Origin of the sequence: Proteus sp. G3927, from assembly GCF_963894685.1 — a bacterium.
Taxonomy (GTDB): Bacteria; Pseudomonadota; Gammaproteobacteria; order Enterobacterales; family Enterobacteriaceae; genus Proteus; species Proteus mirabilis.
On record NZ_CAWQGX010000035.1, the window covers coordinates 76,642 to 93,340 of the forward strand.

Consider the following 16,699-nt stretch of genomic DNA (forward strand, 5'->3'; position numbering starts at 1 on the left):
CTTTATCTAACAGGATCTTAATCTACGAATGAAGCCTTCTATTGTCGCTAAGTTGGAAGCTCTACAAGAGCGTTATGAAGAAATTCAAGCACTTCTAGCAGAAGCTGATGTTATTGCCTCTCAGGAGCGTTTTCGTGCGCTTTCAAAAGAGTATGCTCAATTAACGGATGTCACATCTTGTTATCGTCAATGGCGAAAAGTGCAAGATGATATGGAAGCGGCAGAAATGATGCTTGATGATCCTGAAATGAAAGAGATGGCTCAAGAAGAGCTAAAAGAAGCACAAAGCGTCAATGAGGAGCTAGAACAGCAACTTCAAGTACTGTTATTACCTAAAGATCCTGATGATGAGTTCAACTGTTTCCTTGAAATTCGTGCCGGAACGGGTGGTGATGAAGCCGCACTTTTCGCCGGTGACCTGTTCCGTATGTATAGCCGTTATGCCGAAGCACGTCGTTGGCGTATTGAAGTGATGAATGCAAACGAAGGCGAACATGGCGGTTATAAAGAGATCATTGCCAAAGTGATTGGTGATGGCGCTTATGGGGTACTGAAATTTGAATCAGGCGGGCATCGTGTACAACGCGTGCCTGAAACAGAATCTCAAGGACGCATTCACACTTCTGCTTGTACTGTTGCGGTATTGCCTGAAGTGCCAGAAGCTGAATTACCCGAAATTAGCCCAAGTGATTTACGTATTGATACTTTTCGCTCATCAGGGGCGGGTGGTCAGCACGTAAATACCACGGATTCGGCCATCCGTATTACGCATATCCCGACGGGCATTGTGGTAGAGTGTCAAGATGAGCGTTCTCAACATAAAAACAAAGCGAAAGCGATGTCAGTATTAGGTGCGCGTATTCGTGCTGCCGAAGTACAAAAACGTCAAGAAGCCGAAGCATCTGAACGCCGTAACTTATTAGGTTCAGGTGATCGTTCTGATCGTATTAGAACTTATAATTTCCCACAAGGTCGCGTGACGGATCATCGCATAAACCTTACGCTTTACCGGTTAGATGAGGTGATGGAAGGTAAACTAGATGCACTTATTCAACCTATTGTCACTGAATATCAAGCCGATCAGCTATCCGCTTTATCTGAGCAAGATTAATGAATTATAAACAATGGCTGCATCAAGCAGCCTTGCAATTAATTGATAGTGACAGCCCAAAGCGGGACGCAGAAATTCTATTAGGGCACGTAACAAAACGTGCTCGTACTTATTTGATTGCTTTTAGTGAAACTGTACTTTTAGAAGATGAACTAGTGCAATTGTCATCCCTCCTTGCTCGACGTATAAAGGGCGAGCCTATCGCTTATTTAGTAGGAGAGAGAGAATTTTGGTCACTACCTTTAAAAGTCTCTCCTGCAACACTTATCCCTCGGCCTGATACCGAATGTCTAGTTGAAAAAGCATTAGAGAAACTCTCTGCACAAGCAAGCCGAATTTTAGATTTAGGTACGGGGACGGGGGCTATTGCCTTAGCGATAGCTTCGGAACGTTCTGACTGTCGTGTCCTTGGTGTTGATTTTCAACCAGAAGCGGTAGCATTAGCGACAGAAAATGCACAACATTTGGCACTTAGCAACGTAGAATTTATGGAAAGTTGCTGGTTTAGTTCACTCTCTGGCTATCAATTTGATATGATAATCAGCAATCCTCCTTATATTGATGAAGAAGATGAACATCTTTCTCAAGGAGACGTTCGCTTTGAGCCATTAACCGCATTGGTCGCGGCAGATCATGGTTTTGCTGATATTGAGCTTATTATTACAAATGCCCGTCAGTTTTTAGCTAATAACGGTTGGGTATTAATAGAGCATGGTTGGCAACAAGGTGAAAGAGTACGTAATATTTTTATTGATAAGGGTTACTGCTGCGTGGAAACTTTCCGTGATTACGGCGGTAATGAGCGAGTGACAGTAGGTCGTTGGAATGATGATAGAAACCATAGCTGATTACGAATTTAACAAAGCCCCTTTGGTTAAGGGTATGATCCTTATCTCTCAGGCAATTCGCCCAGATTTTCCAGTCACTTCAGTTGGCTATCAATTGGCACAGCTGGTGGAGCAAGCAGAAGCGGAAATTCCCCACCAAGCCAGTATACAAGAGAGAATTGATGCACTGCTGAAGCTATTTTATAAACAATGGCATTTCAGTGGTGCAAGTGGCAAATATTGTCTTTCTGATACGTTATGGTTAGATAAAGTATTGGCCACTCATATTGGTTCACCTGTGTCATTAGGTTCCATTTTAATTTATATCGCACAGGCAATAAATTTACCGTTAGCGCCAGTTATTTTTCCTACACAGTTAATTATCAGAATAGATATTCCGGATGAAAAACCACTTTTCTTAAATCCCATTAATGGTGAATATCTTTCTCGTCATACTTTAGACGTTTGGCTAAAAGGTAATGTAGGCAGTACATCTGAGCTATCAGCATCCGATCTAGAAGAGTCAGAACACAGTTCTATTATTCGCAAGTTATTAGATACACTCAAAGTCTCTTTAATGGAAGAAAAGAAGATGGAGCAGGCACTTAAGACCAGTGAAACGGTATTATTGTTTGATCCAGAAGATCCCTATGAAATACGTGATCGTGGGCTGATTTATGCTCAATTAGAGTGTAATCATGTGGCATTGTCTGACCTTAACTACTTTGTTGAACAGTGTCCGGAAGATCCCATTTCAGAGATGATTAAAATTCAAATTCATTCAATAGAACAGCATCCTGTTGTTTTACATTAAAATTTAATCCCGTACTGGGTATATAACGGTACATGGCAAAATAAGATAGGAATAGATATGCAACATAAAGTGGTGAGTATTGGTGATATCAAGGTAGCAAATAATTTACCCTTTGTGCTCTTTGGTGGCATGAATGTATTGGAATCGCGCGATTTAGCCATGCGTATTTGTGAGCATTACGTCACGGTTACTCAAAAATTAGATATTCCTTATGTATTTAAGGCCTCTTTTGATAAAGCAAACCGCTCATCTATCCACTCTTATCGTGGACCGGGTCTTGATGAAGGAATGAAAATTTTCCAAGAGCTAAAAGAGACTTTTGGGGTAAAAATTATCACTGATGTTCATGAACCTTCACAAGCTCAGCCTGTATCTGAAGTCGTTGATGTTATTCAGCTACCGGCATTCTTAGCGCGTCAAACCGATTTGGTTGAGGCAATGGCTAAAACGGGTGCTGTAATTAACGTGAAAAAGCCACAGTTTGTTAGCCCTGGTCAAATGGGAAATATCGTCGAGAAATTTAAAGAAGGTGGTAACGACCAAGTGATTTTATGTGACCGTGGTAGTAATTTTGGTTACGATAATTTAGTGGTCGATATGCTAGGTTTTCATGTCATGATGCAAGCCTCAGAAGGGGCTCCAGTGATTTTTGATGTTACCCACTCACTACAATGCCGTGATCCATTCGGTGCGGCTTCTGGTGGTCGTCGTGGACAAGTCGCTGAGTTAGCTCGTGCAGGTATGGCAGTGGGTCTGGCAGGGTTATTTCTTGAAGCTCATCCCGATCCTGATCATGCCCGCTGTGATGGCCCATCAGCTTTACCATTAGCTAAATTAGAACCTTTCTTAGCTCAAATTAAAGCGATTGACTCTCTGGTAAAAAGCTTCCCTGAGTTAGATACCAGTAAATAACATTGTTATGCAACTACACACTGTAGTGAATATGTTCGGCGCTGATCTCCAGCGCCGTTATCATGAAAAAATCCACAAAATAACCCTTCATGGTGGTTTTAGTTGTCCTAATCGAGATGGCACATTAGGACGAGGAGGGTGTACATTTTGCAATGTCTCTTCTTTTGCTGATGAGCAAACGCAATATCACTCTATTGAAGAGCAAATCGCCTACCAAGCTAAGCATATTACCCGTGCTCGCCGTTATTTAGCTTATTTTCAAGCCTATACTAGTACCTATGCAGAAGTAGAACATCTACGAAAAATGTATGAAAGTGCATTATTACAAGCCAATATGGTTGGATTATGTGTGGGAACACGCCCTGATTGTGTGCCCGTCAGTGTGTTAGATCTACTGCAAGGCTATTGCGAACAAGGTTATGAAGTATGGTTAGAGTTAGGATTACAAACTGCACATAATAAGACATTAAAGCATATTAATCGTGGTCATGATTTTCAATGTTATCAAGCAACCACAAAAGAAGCGCGTCGCCGAGGTTTAAAGGTGTGTACGCATCTTATTATCGGTTTACCTCGTGAAGATCATCAGTTAAATATGCAAACCTTAGAGCAGGTAGTAGAAACCGGTGTTGATGGACTAAAATTACACCCTTTACACATAGTTGAGGGGAGTACGATAGCCAAAGCATGGAAAGCAGGGCGTATTAGTGCATTAACACAACAACAATATGTTTATACTGCTGGTGAAATAATCCGTCATACTCCTGCAGAAGTTATTTATCATCGTGTTTGTGCCAGTGCCAGAAAACCTACTTTATTAGCCCCTGAATGGTGTGAAAATCACTGGTTGGGTATGAATGCACTCTATCAATACTTATTAGAGAAAGGCGTACAAGGTAGTGGGATAAATAAGCCTTTTGTGGCTAATTGTAAATAATTATCCACTCAACATAAAATCACTTGTAACTTTTTTAATCATACTGTACGCTTTGAAGCTGTACAAAGGAGGTTGCTATGGCTCAAGCACTAGTAGAAAACAGTGAACGAGTGTCAATTCGTATCACTACAGAAGATAAATCACTGCTGGTTCGTGCTGCTAGTTTGGAAAATACAAACTTAACAGAGTTTGTACTTCGTAATATTGTACCTGTAGCTCGGCAAGTTATTGAAAATAATGAGCGTTTAAAATTATCAGAAAAAGACACATTACGTGTTATGGAACTTTTAGATAATCCACCAAAGCCTAATGCTAAACTACTTGCAGCGGCTTTTGCTCTACCGGACAATGCATGACAATACCAAATTGGCACGAAGAAGCGATCAGTAAAAAACATAATAGAAATGGATTTAATTGTGGCGATGCAGTACTAAACCAATTTCTGTATCGCCATGCAAGACAAAATCATGAGAATGGTAGTGCGAAAACATATTTAGCTATCAATAATAGTAATAATATTATATTAGGTTATTACAGCTTATGTCCTGCTTCTATTGAGTTCGAAAGAACGCCCGAATTGATCAAACATGGCTTAGCGCGTCATGATATCCCTGTTTTTAAACTTGCACGACTAGCTACGGATCTATCCGTTCAAGGAAAAGGTTTGGGTGGGCAATTATTGCTTGCAGCAGGAAGGCGTTGTCTTTCCGTTGCTAGTGAATTGGGAGGCGTTGCTTTACTTATAGATGCTAAAAATGAACGAGTCGCTAATTGGTATATTAGCTACGGGGCAATACCATTATTAGATACCCCTCTTTCTTTATTAATTTCCTTTAAAACCATTTATACTGCACTTTCAATGGCAAATAAAATATAAATAATAACTTAATAATTAAGCCCTTAATTAAATAGTGTAAATTAAGGGCTTAAAGATTTTTATAATTAATAATTAAAAAACTACTGAATTAATTCCATATCATCCAGCGCTTTTTGTAGCGAAGGATAAAAATTAAGTGTGCCATCAATTGGCGTTACTCGTGCTCTTGCTAATGTCTTTAATGGCTGGAAGGGAATATCACAAACAATAATATGAGTATCATGTTGCACATCCGCCACAAAGTGTTGAAAAGCATGTAATCCCCCAGCATCTAATACAGGTACAGCATCCCACTGCATAATAAGAGTTTTATATCCTTTACTACGTTCACGTAATTCATTAAAAATACGCTCGGCGGCAGCAAAGAATAGCGGACCATTAACACGCACAACTAATAATTGTTTATCATCATCAGTATAAGTTGATTCTGTTATTTTAGTCATATTAGCAATACGACGCATAAATAATAAAGAGGCTAATACAATGCCGATAGTGATCGCAATAACCATATCAAACAGCACGGTAAGCGATAAACATAATACTAAAACGATAATATCGTCTTTTGGTGCATGACGAATAAGATCGATAACTTTACGAGTTTCACTCATATTCCATGCAACAATTAATAACAATGCAGACATTGCTGCTAATGGTAAATAAGAGAGAAAAGGCGCTAAAACCAGTAAAGTTACTAAAACTAATAAAGAGTGCACAATCGCAGATACAGGGGACGTTGCACCGGCACGTACGTTTGCCGCTGAGCGGGCAATAGCCGCAGTTGCGGTGATCCCACCAAAGAAAGGCGCTACAATATTACCAATACCTTGACCGACTAACTCACCATTAGAGTGATGTTTTTTCCCCGTCATACCATCAAGCACCACAGCACAGAGGAGTGATTCAATCGCACCTAACATTGCCATTGAAAAAGCGGCGGGTAATAACGCACTGACCGTGCTCCAATTTAATGCAATAGACTCACCACTACTGGGTAAATTCCACGGTAGCACAAATTGTGGCAGGATCGGCGGAATACCTTGTCCTGTTGAACCATCAGGCAATAGATAGCTAAATTGTGAACCAATGGTGGCAACATCATGGCCAAATAAATTAACTATCCCCATAACAGCCGTACCGGCAATTAATGCTGGTAAATGGCCTGGAAGACGTAAATTCAATTTAGGCCAATAAATTAATACTAAGAGAGTGGTTGCACCTATTAATGTATCTCCAAGATGGATTGTCGGTAGAGCGGCACCTAGAGCAATCACTTTATCAATATAGGTTTCTGGGACATGCGACATTTCTAAGCCAAAGAAATCTTTGATCTGCATGGTGGCGATAGTGATGGCAATCCCCGAAGTAAATCCTAATGTGACAGAAACGGGAATATATTCAATGAGCTTACCAAAACGAGCTAACCCCATAACCACTAAAATAATCCCAGACATCAAAGTGGCAATTAATAGCCCACTTAAACCAAATTGTTGTGAAACAGGATAAAGTATCACCACAAAGGCGGCAGTAGGCCCTGAAACACTGTAGCGAGAGCCACCTGTTACAGCGATAATAATACCGGCAATAGCTGCGGTATAAAGACCGTATTGCGGGGGAACACCGCTACCAATAGCCAATGCCATTGCTAGTGGTATTGCGATAATGCCGACGGTGATCCCTGCAATAATATCTTTTAATAAACGGGCAAAAGAGTAAGGCTCTTTTACACATGCATCAATAAATGCACTAAAGGGGCGAACCCGGTTAACTTTATGCGTTTTCATTTAGGCTTAAACCAAAATAAGAAGTCAAATGCCGAATAAAGGCGATAAAAAAGAGCAGAAAGGATATCGCTTTTATTTGCTAATAATAATGTGATATATCAAATTATTAAACACTATCTTAATACTTAGCGAAAATTAAAGCAATTAATTGAAAAACTTAAGCAAAAGAGATAACGTTATGTAACGTATTGTATTTATTCTGTTACTTTCATGAAAAAGAAGTTTGACGTTATTCTATAAATTATATAAAGCGTTTTATTTTAGAATAATTGTCATTAAAAATAGTAATGCATAAAAATAGCTAAAAAGTATTTTATAAAATAAAGGAAAAAACAATTCTATAAATAAAGCTAATTAATGTATATGAAAAAGAGCATTTTTATTAAATAGATTAATTAAGTATCTAGAATCAGTTAATAGCAACGTATATAAAAACAATCACAATAAATTTATTATTACAATTTTAGTACTGGTAGCAAGCAGAACTTTGTCGCTGTATAGATGCTGTATAGATTAAGGACAGCAAGACAAAAAAACGCCTAGTTTTTTAACTAGGCGCTTTCTTAGAAGATGGCGGTGAGAGAGGGATTCGAACCCTCGATACGTTGCCGTATACACACTTTCCAGGCGTGCTCCTTCAGCCTCTCGGACATCTCACCATATTGTGGTTAAACATGGCATTCATGCTCAACGGGGCGCTACTATAGGGAAAAGAGTGATAAGCGTCAACAGCTAAATGCGTTTTTTCCTTAACTTTTGTGCCAACCAGTCAAATAAAAAACAATATGAACAAGGCTTAAGCAAATAATGTGATCTCTTTTGAGATGTAACATCCATTTTTTAGCTAAATTTCGTTAGCTGGTTAACATTATCAACATTTTTCTTAACAACTTTTTCAAACAGACTTGAAATAAAAGCATAACCCTCGCACCCTATGGTAAAAATGCTGGAGGAAGGCAAAAATGAATATTATTTTTTATCATCCTTTTTTTGATGCAAATACATGGATAAGTGGAATGAAAGCACGACTTCCTGACGCGCATATTCGTGTTTGGGAGCATGGTGATGATAAGCCTGCTGATTATGCAATGGTCTGGCTTCCTCCCTATGAAATGTTAGCAAGCCGTAACCAATTAAAAGGTATTTTTGCACTTGGTGCGGGTGTTGATGCCATTTTAAAGCAAGAGCAACAAAAACCAGGCACATTACCCGCTGGGGTTCCGGTAATGCGTTTAGAAGACACGGGTATGGGTTTGCAAATGCAAGAGTATACCATTGCTAAAGTGATGTATTATTTTCGCCGTATGGATGATTATAAACGTCAACAATCACAACGCTTATGGAAACAACTCCCCGCACATACTTATGATAATTTTGTTATTGGTGTTTTGGGTGCAGGTGCATTAGGCGCGAGTGTAGCGACTAAGCTTGCTGAACTTGGTTTTAACGTGCGTTGCTGGAGTCGTAGTAAAAAGCAAATTAATCAGGTAGAGAGTTTTTATGGTAACGATCAACTGAGCGATTTTGTTAAAGGGTGTCAGTTGTTAATCAATCTATTACCTTATACACCACAAACTCATGGTATTTTAAATTTCTCGCTTTTTGAACAGCTTAAACCTTCTTCTTATTTAATTAATTTGGCAAGGGGGGCACATCTTGTTGATCAAGATCTGCTAGAAGCTATTGATCAAGGTTATATTGCTGATGCCTCTTTAGATGTATTTAGCCAAGAGCCATTACCGGGTATGCATCCGTTTTGGACTCATCCTCGTATCTCTATTACACCGCATATTGCTGCTTTTACTATTCCAGATATTGCAATGGATACAATTGTTGAAAATATTCAACGTATTGAAAAGGGCGAAACTCCTTTTGGTGTTGTGGATATGAAAAGTGGCTATTAAATAATATAGATATAATATATATATAAATAGACAATAAATTTTATTTTATTGTCTATTTTTTTCCTAAACTTTCAAAAAAAGAACTTTTTCTAGAATTTAGATAATATAATAAAAAAATAGGCTATAAAAGATATCTCTTATAATATGTCTTATCGATGATACCTCATCTGCTTGAAATGTTGAGGTATTTATGATTGGTAAAATAATGACATATGTTAATAAGTTAACAGAAGTTGTTGTTTTTAATAATTATAAAGCAACAGATTATATTTCCGATGTGTCTAATACTCCTGTTTTATATAATAAAAATCAAAATATTAAACAGTTTAGCTTAAATAATGTAAATAATTATGTCTATCTTGGATCAACAAATAGTCCACTACTTAATAATATGGGAATTACCCTTGATGATGATGGAACCTTAATGTTAATAAAAGGGAAAACATATGATTTATTTACCGGATTAATTCAAAAGTACTTTAATGGAGGTTTTAAATATAATGTATTTCATATCAACTCTCAACATGGTGATGATATAAAATTTAAAGAACTATATGTCGATTATAATGGGTTTTTAATTGGGAGTAAGAGAGATAGTTCAGGAAATAACAATGAACTTTATAAAATAAAATTTAAAAAGATTGAAGGTGAATATAATTTAAACGATGACGCTACCGATAATACTAATATTAATTTTATTATTGAATATGAAAAATATGAAATAGAAGATAGTTTAAAACATGATTTATCTAATATTAATAATATTATAGAAAAAGAAGAAGGAAATGTATTAAAAATAAATAGAGAAGGGATGCCTATTACTATAACTTTACAAGATAATAAACTTTTTACATATGGCTTACCACCAACGCTAATATCTAAAGGGGATGACGTAGATGGTAAGAGTGAAAAAAATCAAATAAAATTGCCATTAAAATCAAAAGATAAAATATTAGCGATAAAACCGGTGTTAAATAAAATCCAACTTGTGGTTGATAAAGGTAATAAAATAAAAATATATTACTTTGATCCTCTACATATTTTTGCATTAAAAGATTATCATTATGAAATCACTCGTTTAACTCAAGAGCCACCGTTATCTTTTTATTCAATGGTTGGAGAAAATAACTATAAAAACTATCACTCAGGACAGCCATTTTCTACTCAAAAAATAGGTAATTTTAGTGCTAAAAATATTCCCTTTTTTTCGTCGGCTATTGATAATGCAAGGGTTCACTTTGATAGAGCAAAACAACAATATGCATTAAAAAAATATGGTGCAATGGTAAAAGATATCGCGAAAAGTCTTGATCCTGGTTTTAGAGGTATATTTTCTACTATAAAAGCTATAGTTAATTCTGCTACATTACCGAGAACAATTAAAACGGTTGCTCTAAATGATGTAAAAAAAGCGATTAAACATGATTATCATCTGCTTAATAAATATATTACTGGAATTAACAATGGTAAATCTCAAGGTGAGGTTGTTTATTCTTTAGTAGAACAATTAAATGATAAAGAAAGCATTACAATTAGCCAATATAATGATATCCGTGCATTCTTTGGCATTAGTGCATTTAATTTACCTAAAAGCATTGATGTAAATGCATTTCTTTTAGCTAATTATGCAAAAACACATGCTCTGACAATTTCAAAAAATAAGCAAGATGAAGTTGTATTCTCATTTGTAAATAAAATGGATGCGGGGATTGCTACGGGCTTATCTGCTGGGGTTTTTAGCTATGATCAAAAATGGAGAGAAGGGCCGATTGATTATGGTTTTGTTACACCGTTAATGGCCAGTGTGATACTCGATTATCATTATGAAAAAAAATCTAATTTTTCATTTAAAATTCAACCAAAAGATTTAGTCGAATTTATTAATCAAGGGGTATCTCTTACAGAGAGTGAACTTAAGGATAATGCAACGCTGGAATTTAATAGAACACAAAACGCGTCATTAGGTGTTGAACTTAGAAGTGAAGCTAGTTTTGATGTGGGAGTTTCTGCTAATGAAAATATAGAATTAAATTTACCGAGAAATGCGGTTGGTGCTAATCTCTCTTTAAAAATAATAAATGTCATTCACAATATAAATAAATTTATTGGTCATGGAGAGACCAAAGCAAAACAGTTGGAAAAAAATGTTGATGTTGAGTATTTTAGCGGAAGTTTTGAATTATACCGAGATTTAAAATTTACACCTTCAGCGACAAAAGCATCGCATAATATTCACTGGTACCCATTGACATCATTGAAAAATTTTGAAGTCATGTTAGAAAAAAGAGTTAATTCACTATTTAAACATAGGATTTATGATGGCAAAATAAAACAAGACAAAAAAGAATTTGAAGCACATAAAAATAATTTAAAAGGACTTTATAAAAGAGTACTTAAAATAAATAAGCTATTTGATAAATACCCCGTTCAATACGATGTTAAAAGAAGTATAAATAAACTTGATCATGTTTATTTACAGTTGGATGCAAATAAGAAATTAAAAAACAAACTAAATCCACAATTGATGGAGAATGATCTTTCTCTCAAGAGTGATGTAATAGATAACTCAATAGATCTAGTACACAATAATAACAGAGTACAACAATTCTTAGCTGATTTAACAGAAAAGAAAAAAATACTTTCTTCACAGCAAAAAAATAATATGAATGAAAAATTTACGCCATATTTTATTTCTAAATATCAGCTAAATAGTGAGGGGAAAGCGCGTTATACAGTGCTTGAAACTCAACTGGAAGAGCTTATCAATGAAGTGAAAACCGATGAAAATCTAACAGTTAATGATATAAAAGATAAATTAGATAATTTCTATAATAGCGCGAAACAAGAGTTAAATAATATTGAATACCAGCTTAATTCAATAGATGTGATGTCTATAAGTGAACTCGCCGATAAAGCAAAATCATTTCCTCTTGCTTTTTTACGATTAGAAAGCAAAAAGTCTATTATGCATCATCAAGTTAAAGGTGAAATTAATTTTTTATATGATAAATATGAAAAGCAATTGGATAAAATAACTACCAATTATTATTTTCAGTAAACCATTTATTTTTCTTATCTTTGTTTGGGGTGATGTATAACGCAATATATTATTATTCAATGTTTTTTAGTTTTTTATAGTAGCCCTCTATGGAATAATATCTTATATTTCAATGTGTTTTTCTTTTTTATAGAATTTAGTTCTAATAAATTCATGTAATCGAAAGGATAAGTTTATTAGATTGTCATTTGGCCTAATATGGTGCTATAAGATAGTTTCCCCTGTTAATCAGACAATATGACTAATGAATATAGCAAGTCTTCTTGAACAAATTGCAGATAAAGGTTGGTGTGTATGGGATGATTTCCTTACACCTGAGGCGGTTAAACAATTGCGTGCTTGTTTTGGTAATGATGCACAACAAGCACGTATAGGACGTCATGAAAACCTATTAGCAGAAACCACGATACGCAGTGATAAAATTCGTTGGCTAGAGCCGCAAATGGGAGAGCCAGTTCAACATTATCTTATGCAGATGGAAAGCATTCAACGAGCAGTTAATCGTGAGTTCTTTTTAGGGCTGTTTGAATATGAAGCGCATTTCGCTTGTTATGAAAAAGGTGCTTTCTATAAAAAACATCTTGATGCATTTAAAGAAAATGTCACAAGACGTTTAACGACAGTGTTATATCTTAATGATGAATGGGCACCACAAGACGGTGGAGAGCTAGTTATCTATGATCTGGATGATAATCAATTAGCGACAGTCGCTCCTCAAGGTGGCCGTTTAGTGGTTTTTCTTTCAGAACAATTTCCACATGAAGTATTACCTACTCATAAAGAGAGGATCAGTATTGCAGGGTGGTTTCGAGTTAATGGTGTCAGAGATAATTTTCTCGATATCGCCAGCTAAATGATGCAATAAAGTGTTATTGTCGTAATAGAAATAACATGGGATTAGGCGCGTTTCTTATATTAGGCTATATAGCTTAATGATAAGAGCGCGCTTTTTCTGTTATTAATGACTGAAAATAATGTGTAATTAATGGAATAGGGTGAAAAGAGAATAAAGAAAATTGTTGATTTTCTGGTGGTTAACAGGACAATAAAACCAAACTTTATGGGGTGAAAATAGAATGAATGAATTTTCGATTGTCTGCCGTCTACTAGGTACATTATTTCAACGAGCACCGAGTGATGCTATTTTAGCACCGATCATAACCATGATAGCGGAAGATAAACTAAGCCAATTATGGCCATTAGAGCAAGATGAACTATTCAAAACGTTAAAAAGTAGCGTAGCTGATTTAGCAGCAGTAGAAGCTGACTACCAATCGCTTTTTGCTGACCCAATACCCGCAGTATCTCTTTATGCACATGATTACGGTGATATAAAAGAGCAAGATATTCGTCAATTCTTAGTCACTCGAGGTATGCCTGTCACCGGATCAGCGACAGATAGCTTTGGTGCGTTGTTACTTGCGGCTTCTTGGCTTGAAGATAATGCCGCACAAGATGAAGTATTAGCACAAACACAGTTATTTGATAACTATCTATTACCTTGGGCGGGAACCTTTTTAGGTAAGGTTGAAGCGCATGCTAAAACAAATTTTTATCGTACTTTAGCAGCAATTACGCGTGGTGCACTTTCTGCATTACGAGAAGAATTATCAGATGAAGAAAACGAAAAATAAATAATTAAATCCTATAATAAAAACGTTGTTTTTTTGAACGGCACCCTAGAATAGCTATCTTATTTGGGTGCCGTTCTGCTTATTGCGCATGTTATGGCTAGAAAATAATTAATTTATATCAGCATTAATCCTATGACTCATCATCATGATTAATATTCAATATATATTATAATTATTTATATTTATAAAAACCAATGCCCTTATTACGATAAAAATATTTAATTAACCATTTTGTGATTAAAGTTGGATCACAAACTTACCCGGTTTAACTTCAATCCCTTTTGCTAATTTAAAGGCAGCCGCTTCTGCACTATTTTTTTCAGGGTTGAGCACATAAACAGGCTGATTATCAAAATAAGTCGCAATAGTCGTATCTAAGTAAGGTTTTAATGCCATTACAACTGGCTCCATTTTTTCAGGAGACACTTTATAGCTATCAATTTTCATTGACTTGATATATATCGCCCCAAGCTCTGCTTGATAAAAGGGCTGGCCTGATAAAGTTAAATTCACATTCGCGCCAGTTTTGCCAAACAAAGAATCAATTTTAAGAGAAGCACTACCAGAAAAGCTCACTTTTCCAGGCTCAGTACGACCAATTTGGATCGCTAAATCACTTAATGTGATATCGGCAGAAACAACACCGTCTTCCCCAATGTGTTTTTGTAATCCCGATTTTTGACTCAGATAGTCATTAATTACTTTTTCACTGACATCAAATTGTCTGATTTGATCACAGCCAGTCACTAAACTAGTTAATACAAATAAAGCAGTCAAAAAAATAGCTTTCATACACACTCCTTGATGGTAAACACGCTAAGTGTACCTGATCTCTATGGGGTAAGCATGGCTGTTTCAATTTTTTTACGATTAAATTGTCGATGTAGTGCGTAAAGGGTGATAAACCCTATTGTGCCTAATAAAAACCAAGGTAGTTCAGGCAGTTCAAGTTGTTTGCCAATATCATACATCCATCCCCCTCCGGTATAGCCAATCGCGCCACCAAAAGCTAACCCTAATCGACTAAAACCCATATAACTGCCTCGAGCACGAGGATCTGCTAAAGAGGCACTTAATGTTTCTCGAGCAGGCTCTGCGGTAATAGTGCCTAGGTAAAATAGGGTGATAATAAGAAATATGGCATGTAATGAGTGGGTGATCCCCACAGGAAACATACTGATACTCATCAGAAATAATCCTGCCATTAAGCGCTGTTCTAGGCGAAAATGTTTTTCACTCCAACGGGCAATAGGGTAAAGCAGTGTTAATGATAATAAAGCTTCAATCGCATACATCCATTTTACTGCGCTAGGGGTGCCGGCAATTTCATTAACAACAATCGGAAACATCAGCATAACTTGTACCGACAGTACAAAGTATCCCGTAAGAGTAAGAACATACTGAACAAAACGTTTATCAAGAATAACGCGTTTTAGCCCTTCTTTTATCGGTGTTCTCGTGGTTGATATACGATAGGCAGGTAGTAACCAAGCATTAAAAATAGCCGCAAGAACGAATACGCCAGCGCCAACCCAACAAACTAAATGGAAATCATAAAGGAGTAACCAACTGCCAATTAAAGCCCCAATAACGGCACCCGCACTATCTTGCATTAATAATAAAGAATAAAACCGACCCCGTTCATAAGGGCGAGTTAATTTTATCACGAGGGCAGTTCTTGGCGGATCAAATAAAGTGCCACCGAGTGCAGATAAAATACAAGATAACCAAAGGATCCAAGGTTCATCCGCTAAAGCCATTAATGCAAAGCCAAGAGCACGTAATAGCATACCGGTAATAATCATCGGCTTAGCACCAAATCGGTCTGCGATGGCACCGCCAAAAATGCCTAAGCCTTGCTGTACAAGTTGTCTTAACCCAAGGGCAAAGCCGACAATCACACCCGCCCAGCCTAATTGCTCAACAAACCGAATTGATATTAAAGGGAATACGACAAAAAATCCTAAAACAACCAGCATATTGTCAAGGAGGAGAAAGTATTTCCCCAAGGTGCGAGCTTGTGTTACCAGTGCCATTATTCACCATAAGTTAAACAAATGATTTAAAATAAATAAAAGGGAGGGCAAAGACAGAGCTTTGTTTATCTATTCTGTCTGTTAATTTTATTAATTGATAGCTTATTATAGATGATATTTTTTTATTGATGATAATGCTAGAAATAGTAGGATTACTTCAGAATAAGATTAATCAAAAATACAACAGGACTGATATGTTTGGTTATCGTAGTGGGATCCCTAAAGTTCGTTTTGAAACGAAAAGAATGATCGTTCGCTTAGCTTATGAAAGAGATGCAGAGAAGTTAGCTAATTACTATACACTAAACCGCCATTTCTTGATCCCTTGGGAGCCAGTAAGAGATAAATCGCACTATTTACCTTCAGGGTGGGAGCACCGCTTACTTTATATAAATGAATTGCATCGCCAAGAGAGTGCTTTTCATTTTCTATTATTGACGCCAAAAGAAGATGAAGTCATTGGGGTCGCTAATTACAGCAATGTCATGCGTGGTGCTTTTAATGCCTGCTTTTTAGGTTATTCAGTCGGTGAGAAGTGGCAAGGGCAAGGCTATATGTCAGAAGCATTGCATGAAACATTACGCTTTATGCAACGTCAACAAGGAATGCATCGTATTATGGCAAATTATATGCCTCATAATTTACGCAGTGGAAATTTATTGGCTAAACATGGCTTTGAACGAGAAGGTTACGCTAAAAATTATCTGCAGATAAATCAAGAGTGGCGTGATCATGTGCTGACCGCATTAACAACTCGTCCTTCTCCCAAAGGATAATGGCGAATATACATTAAAATAGTGAGTTTTTT

At 36.6% G+C, this 16,699-nt stretch carries 15 protein-coding genes and 1 tRNA gene; 12 read left to right on the top strand and 4 right to left on the bottom strand.

From position 1 onward, the window contains the following. Window positions 1-28 precede the first annotated feature (28 nt). From prfA to AACV00_RS17440, 7 genes are all read left to right on the top strand, one after another. Complete coding sequence (prfA, locus tag AACV00_RS17410; protein WP_004242680.1) at window positions 29-1,111, top strand: peptide chain release factor 1; 1,083 nt, start codon at window positions 29-31, stop codon at window positions 1,109-1,111. Further along, window positions 1,111-1,959 carry a peptide chain release factor N(5)-glutamine methyltransferase gene (gene prmC, locus AACV00_RS17415; RefSeq protein WP_004247962.1) on the top strand — a complete coding sequence of 283 codons (849 nt, stop codon included), beginning with the start codon at window positions 1,111-1,113 and terminating at the stop codon, window positions 1,957-1,959. The genes prfA and prmC overlap by 1 nt, the downstream gene beginning before the upstream one ends. After that, window positions 1,937-2,752, top strand: a complete 816-nt coding sequence (gene sirB1 / locus AACV00_RS17420; protein ID WP_004242688.1) for an invasion regulator SirB1 — start codon at window positions 1,937-1,939, stop codon at window positions 2,750-2,752. The genes prmC and sirB1 overlap by 23 nt, the downstream gene beginning before the upstream one ends. Before the next feature lie 57 nt (window positions 2,753-2,809). After that, window positions 2,810-3,664 (top strand): 3-deoxy-8-phosphooctulonate synthase, encoded by an 855-nt coding sequence (gene kdsA, locus AACV00_RS17425; protein WP_004242689.1) that lies wholly within the window; start codon window positions 2,810-2,812, stop codon window positions 3,662-3,664. Between the two features lie 7 nt (window positions 3,665-3,671). Then, window positions 3,672-4,601 (top strand): TIGR01212 family radical SAM protein, encoded by a 930-nt coding sequence (locus tag AACV00_RS17430; RefSeq protein WP_004242691.1) that lies wholly within the window; start codon window positions 3,672-3,674, stop codon window positions 4,599-4,601. Between the two features lie 77 nt (window positions 4,602-4,678). Continuing rightward, on the top strand, window positions 4,679-4,957 hold the full coding sequence (locus AACV00_RS17435; RefSeq protein WP_004247964.1) for a type II toxin-antitoxin system TacA family antitoxin: 279 nt from the start codon (window positions 4,679-4,681) through the stop codon (window positions 4,955-4,957). After that, window positions 4,954-5,478 carry a hypothetical protein gene (locus AACV00_RS17440; protein WP_004247966.1) on the top strand — a complete coding sequence of 175 codons (525 nt, stop codon included), beginning with the start codon at window positions 4,954-4,956 and terminating at the stop codon, window positions 5,476-5,478. The genes AACV00_RS17435 and AACV00_RS17440 overlap by 4 nt, the downstream gene beginning before the upstream one ends. An 80-nt stretch (window positions 5,479-5,558) precedes the next feature. On the opposite strand, the gene dauA is transcribed toward AACV00_RS17440, so the two are convergent. Both dauA and AACV00_RS17450 read right to left on the bottom strand, forming a co-directional pair. After that, window positions 5,559-7,259, bottom strand: coding sequence for a C4-dicarboxylic acid transporter DauA (dauA, locus tag AACV00_RS17445; protein WP_161680065.1), 1,701 nt, complete (start codon window positions 7,257-7,259; stop codon window positions 5,559-5,561). A gap of 571 nt (window positions 7,260-7,830) precedes the next feature. After that, window positions 7,831-7,918 (bottom strand) — tRNA-Ser (locus AACV00_RS17450). A gap of 303 nt (window positions 7,919-8,221) precedes the next feature. On the opposite strand from AACV00_RS17450, the gene ghrA reads away from it, so the two are divergent. From ghrA to AACV00_RS17470, 4 genes are all read left to right on the top strand, one after another. Continuing rightward, window positions 8,222-9,163 (top strand): glyoxylate/hydroxypyruvate reductase GhrA, encoded by a 942-nt coding sequence (ghrA, locus tag AACV00_RS17455; RefSeq protein ID WP_161680067.1) that lies wholly within the window; start codon window positions 8,222-8,224, stop codon window positions 9,161-9,163. A gap of 190 nt (window positions 9,164-9,353) precedes the next feature. Then, a complete protein-coding gene (locus AACV00_RS17460; protein WP_161680069.1) occupies window positions 9,354-12,221 on the top strand; it encodes a hypothetical protein in 2,868 nt (955 codons plus the stop codon). 244 nt (window positions 12,222-12,465) lie between these two features. Beyond that, window positions 12,466-13,074: a 2OG-Fe(II) oxygenase gene (locus AACV00_RS17465; protein WP_036905742.1), complete on the top strand. Its 609-nt coding sequence runs from the start codon at window positions 12,466-12,468 to the stop codon at window positions 13,072-13,074. Window positions 13,075-13,297: 223 nt separating this feature from the next. Beyond that, on the top strand, window positions 13,298-13,855 hold the full coding sequence (locus tag AACV00_RS17470) for a TorD/DmsD family molecular chaperone (RefSeq protein ID WP_004242698.1): 558 nt from the start codon (window positions 13,298-13,300) through the stop codon (window positions 13,853-13,855). Window positions 13,856-14,092: 237 nt separating this feature from the next. On the opposite strand, the gene AACV00_RS17475 is transcribed toward AACV00_RS17470, so the two are convergent. Further along, window positions 14,093-14,647 carry a lipoprotein gene (locus AACV00_RS17475; protein ID WP_004247972.1) on the bottom strand — a complete coding sequence of 185 codons (555 nt, stop codon included), beginning with the start codon at window positions 14,645-14,647 and terminating at the stop codon, window positions 14,093-14,095. A gap of 41 nt (window positions 14,648-14,688) precedes the next feature. After that, entirely contained in the window at window positions 14,689-15,891 is a 1,203-nt protein-coding gene (gene mdtH / locus AACV00_RS17480; RefSeq protein ID WP_020945578.1) for a multidrug efflux MFS transporter MdtH, read from the bottom strand. 194 nt (window positions 15,892-16,085) lie between these two features. On the opposite strand from mdtH, the gene rimJ reads away from it, so the two are divergent. Continuing rightward, entirely contained in the window at window positions 16,086-16,667 is a 582-nt protein-coding gene (rimJ, locus tag AACV00_RS17485; protein ID WP_004247975.1) for a ribosomal protein S5-alanine N-acetyltransferase, read from the top strand. The last annotated feature ends 32 nt before the right edge of the window (window positions 16,668-16,699 follow it).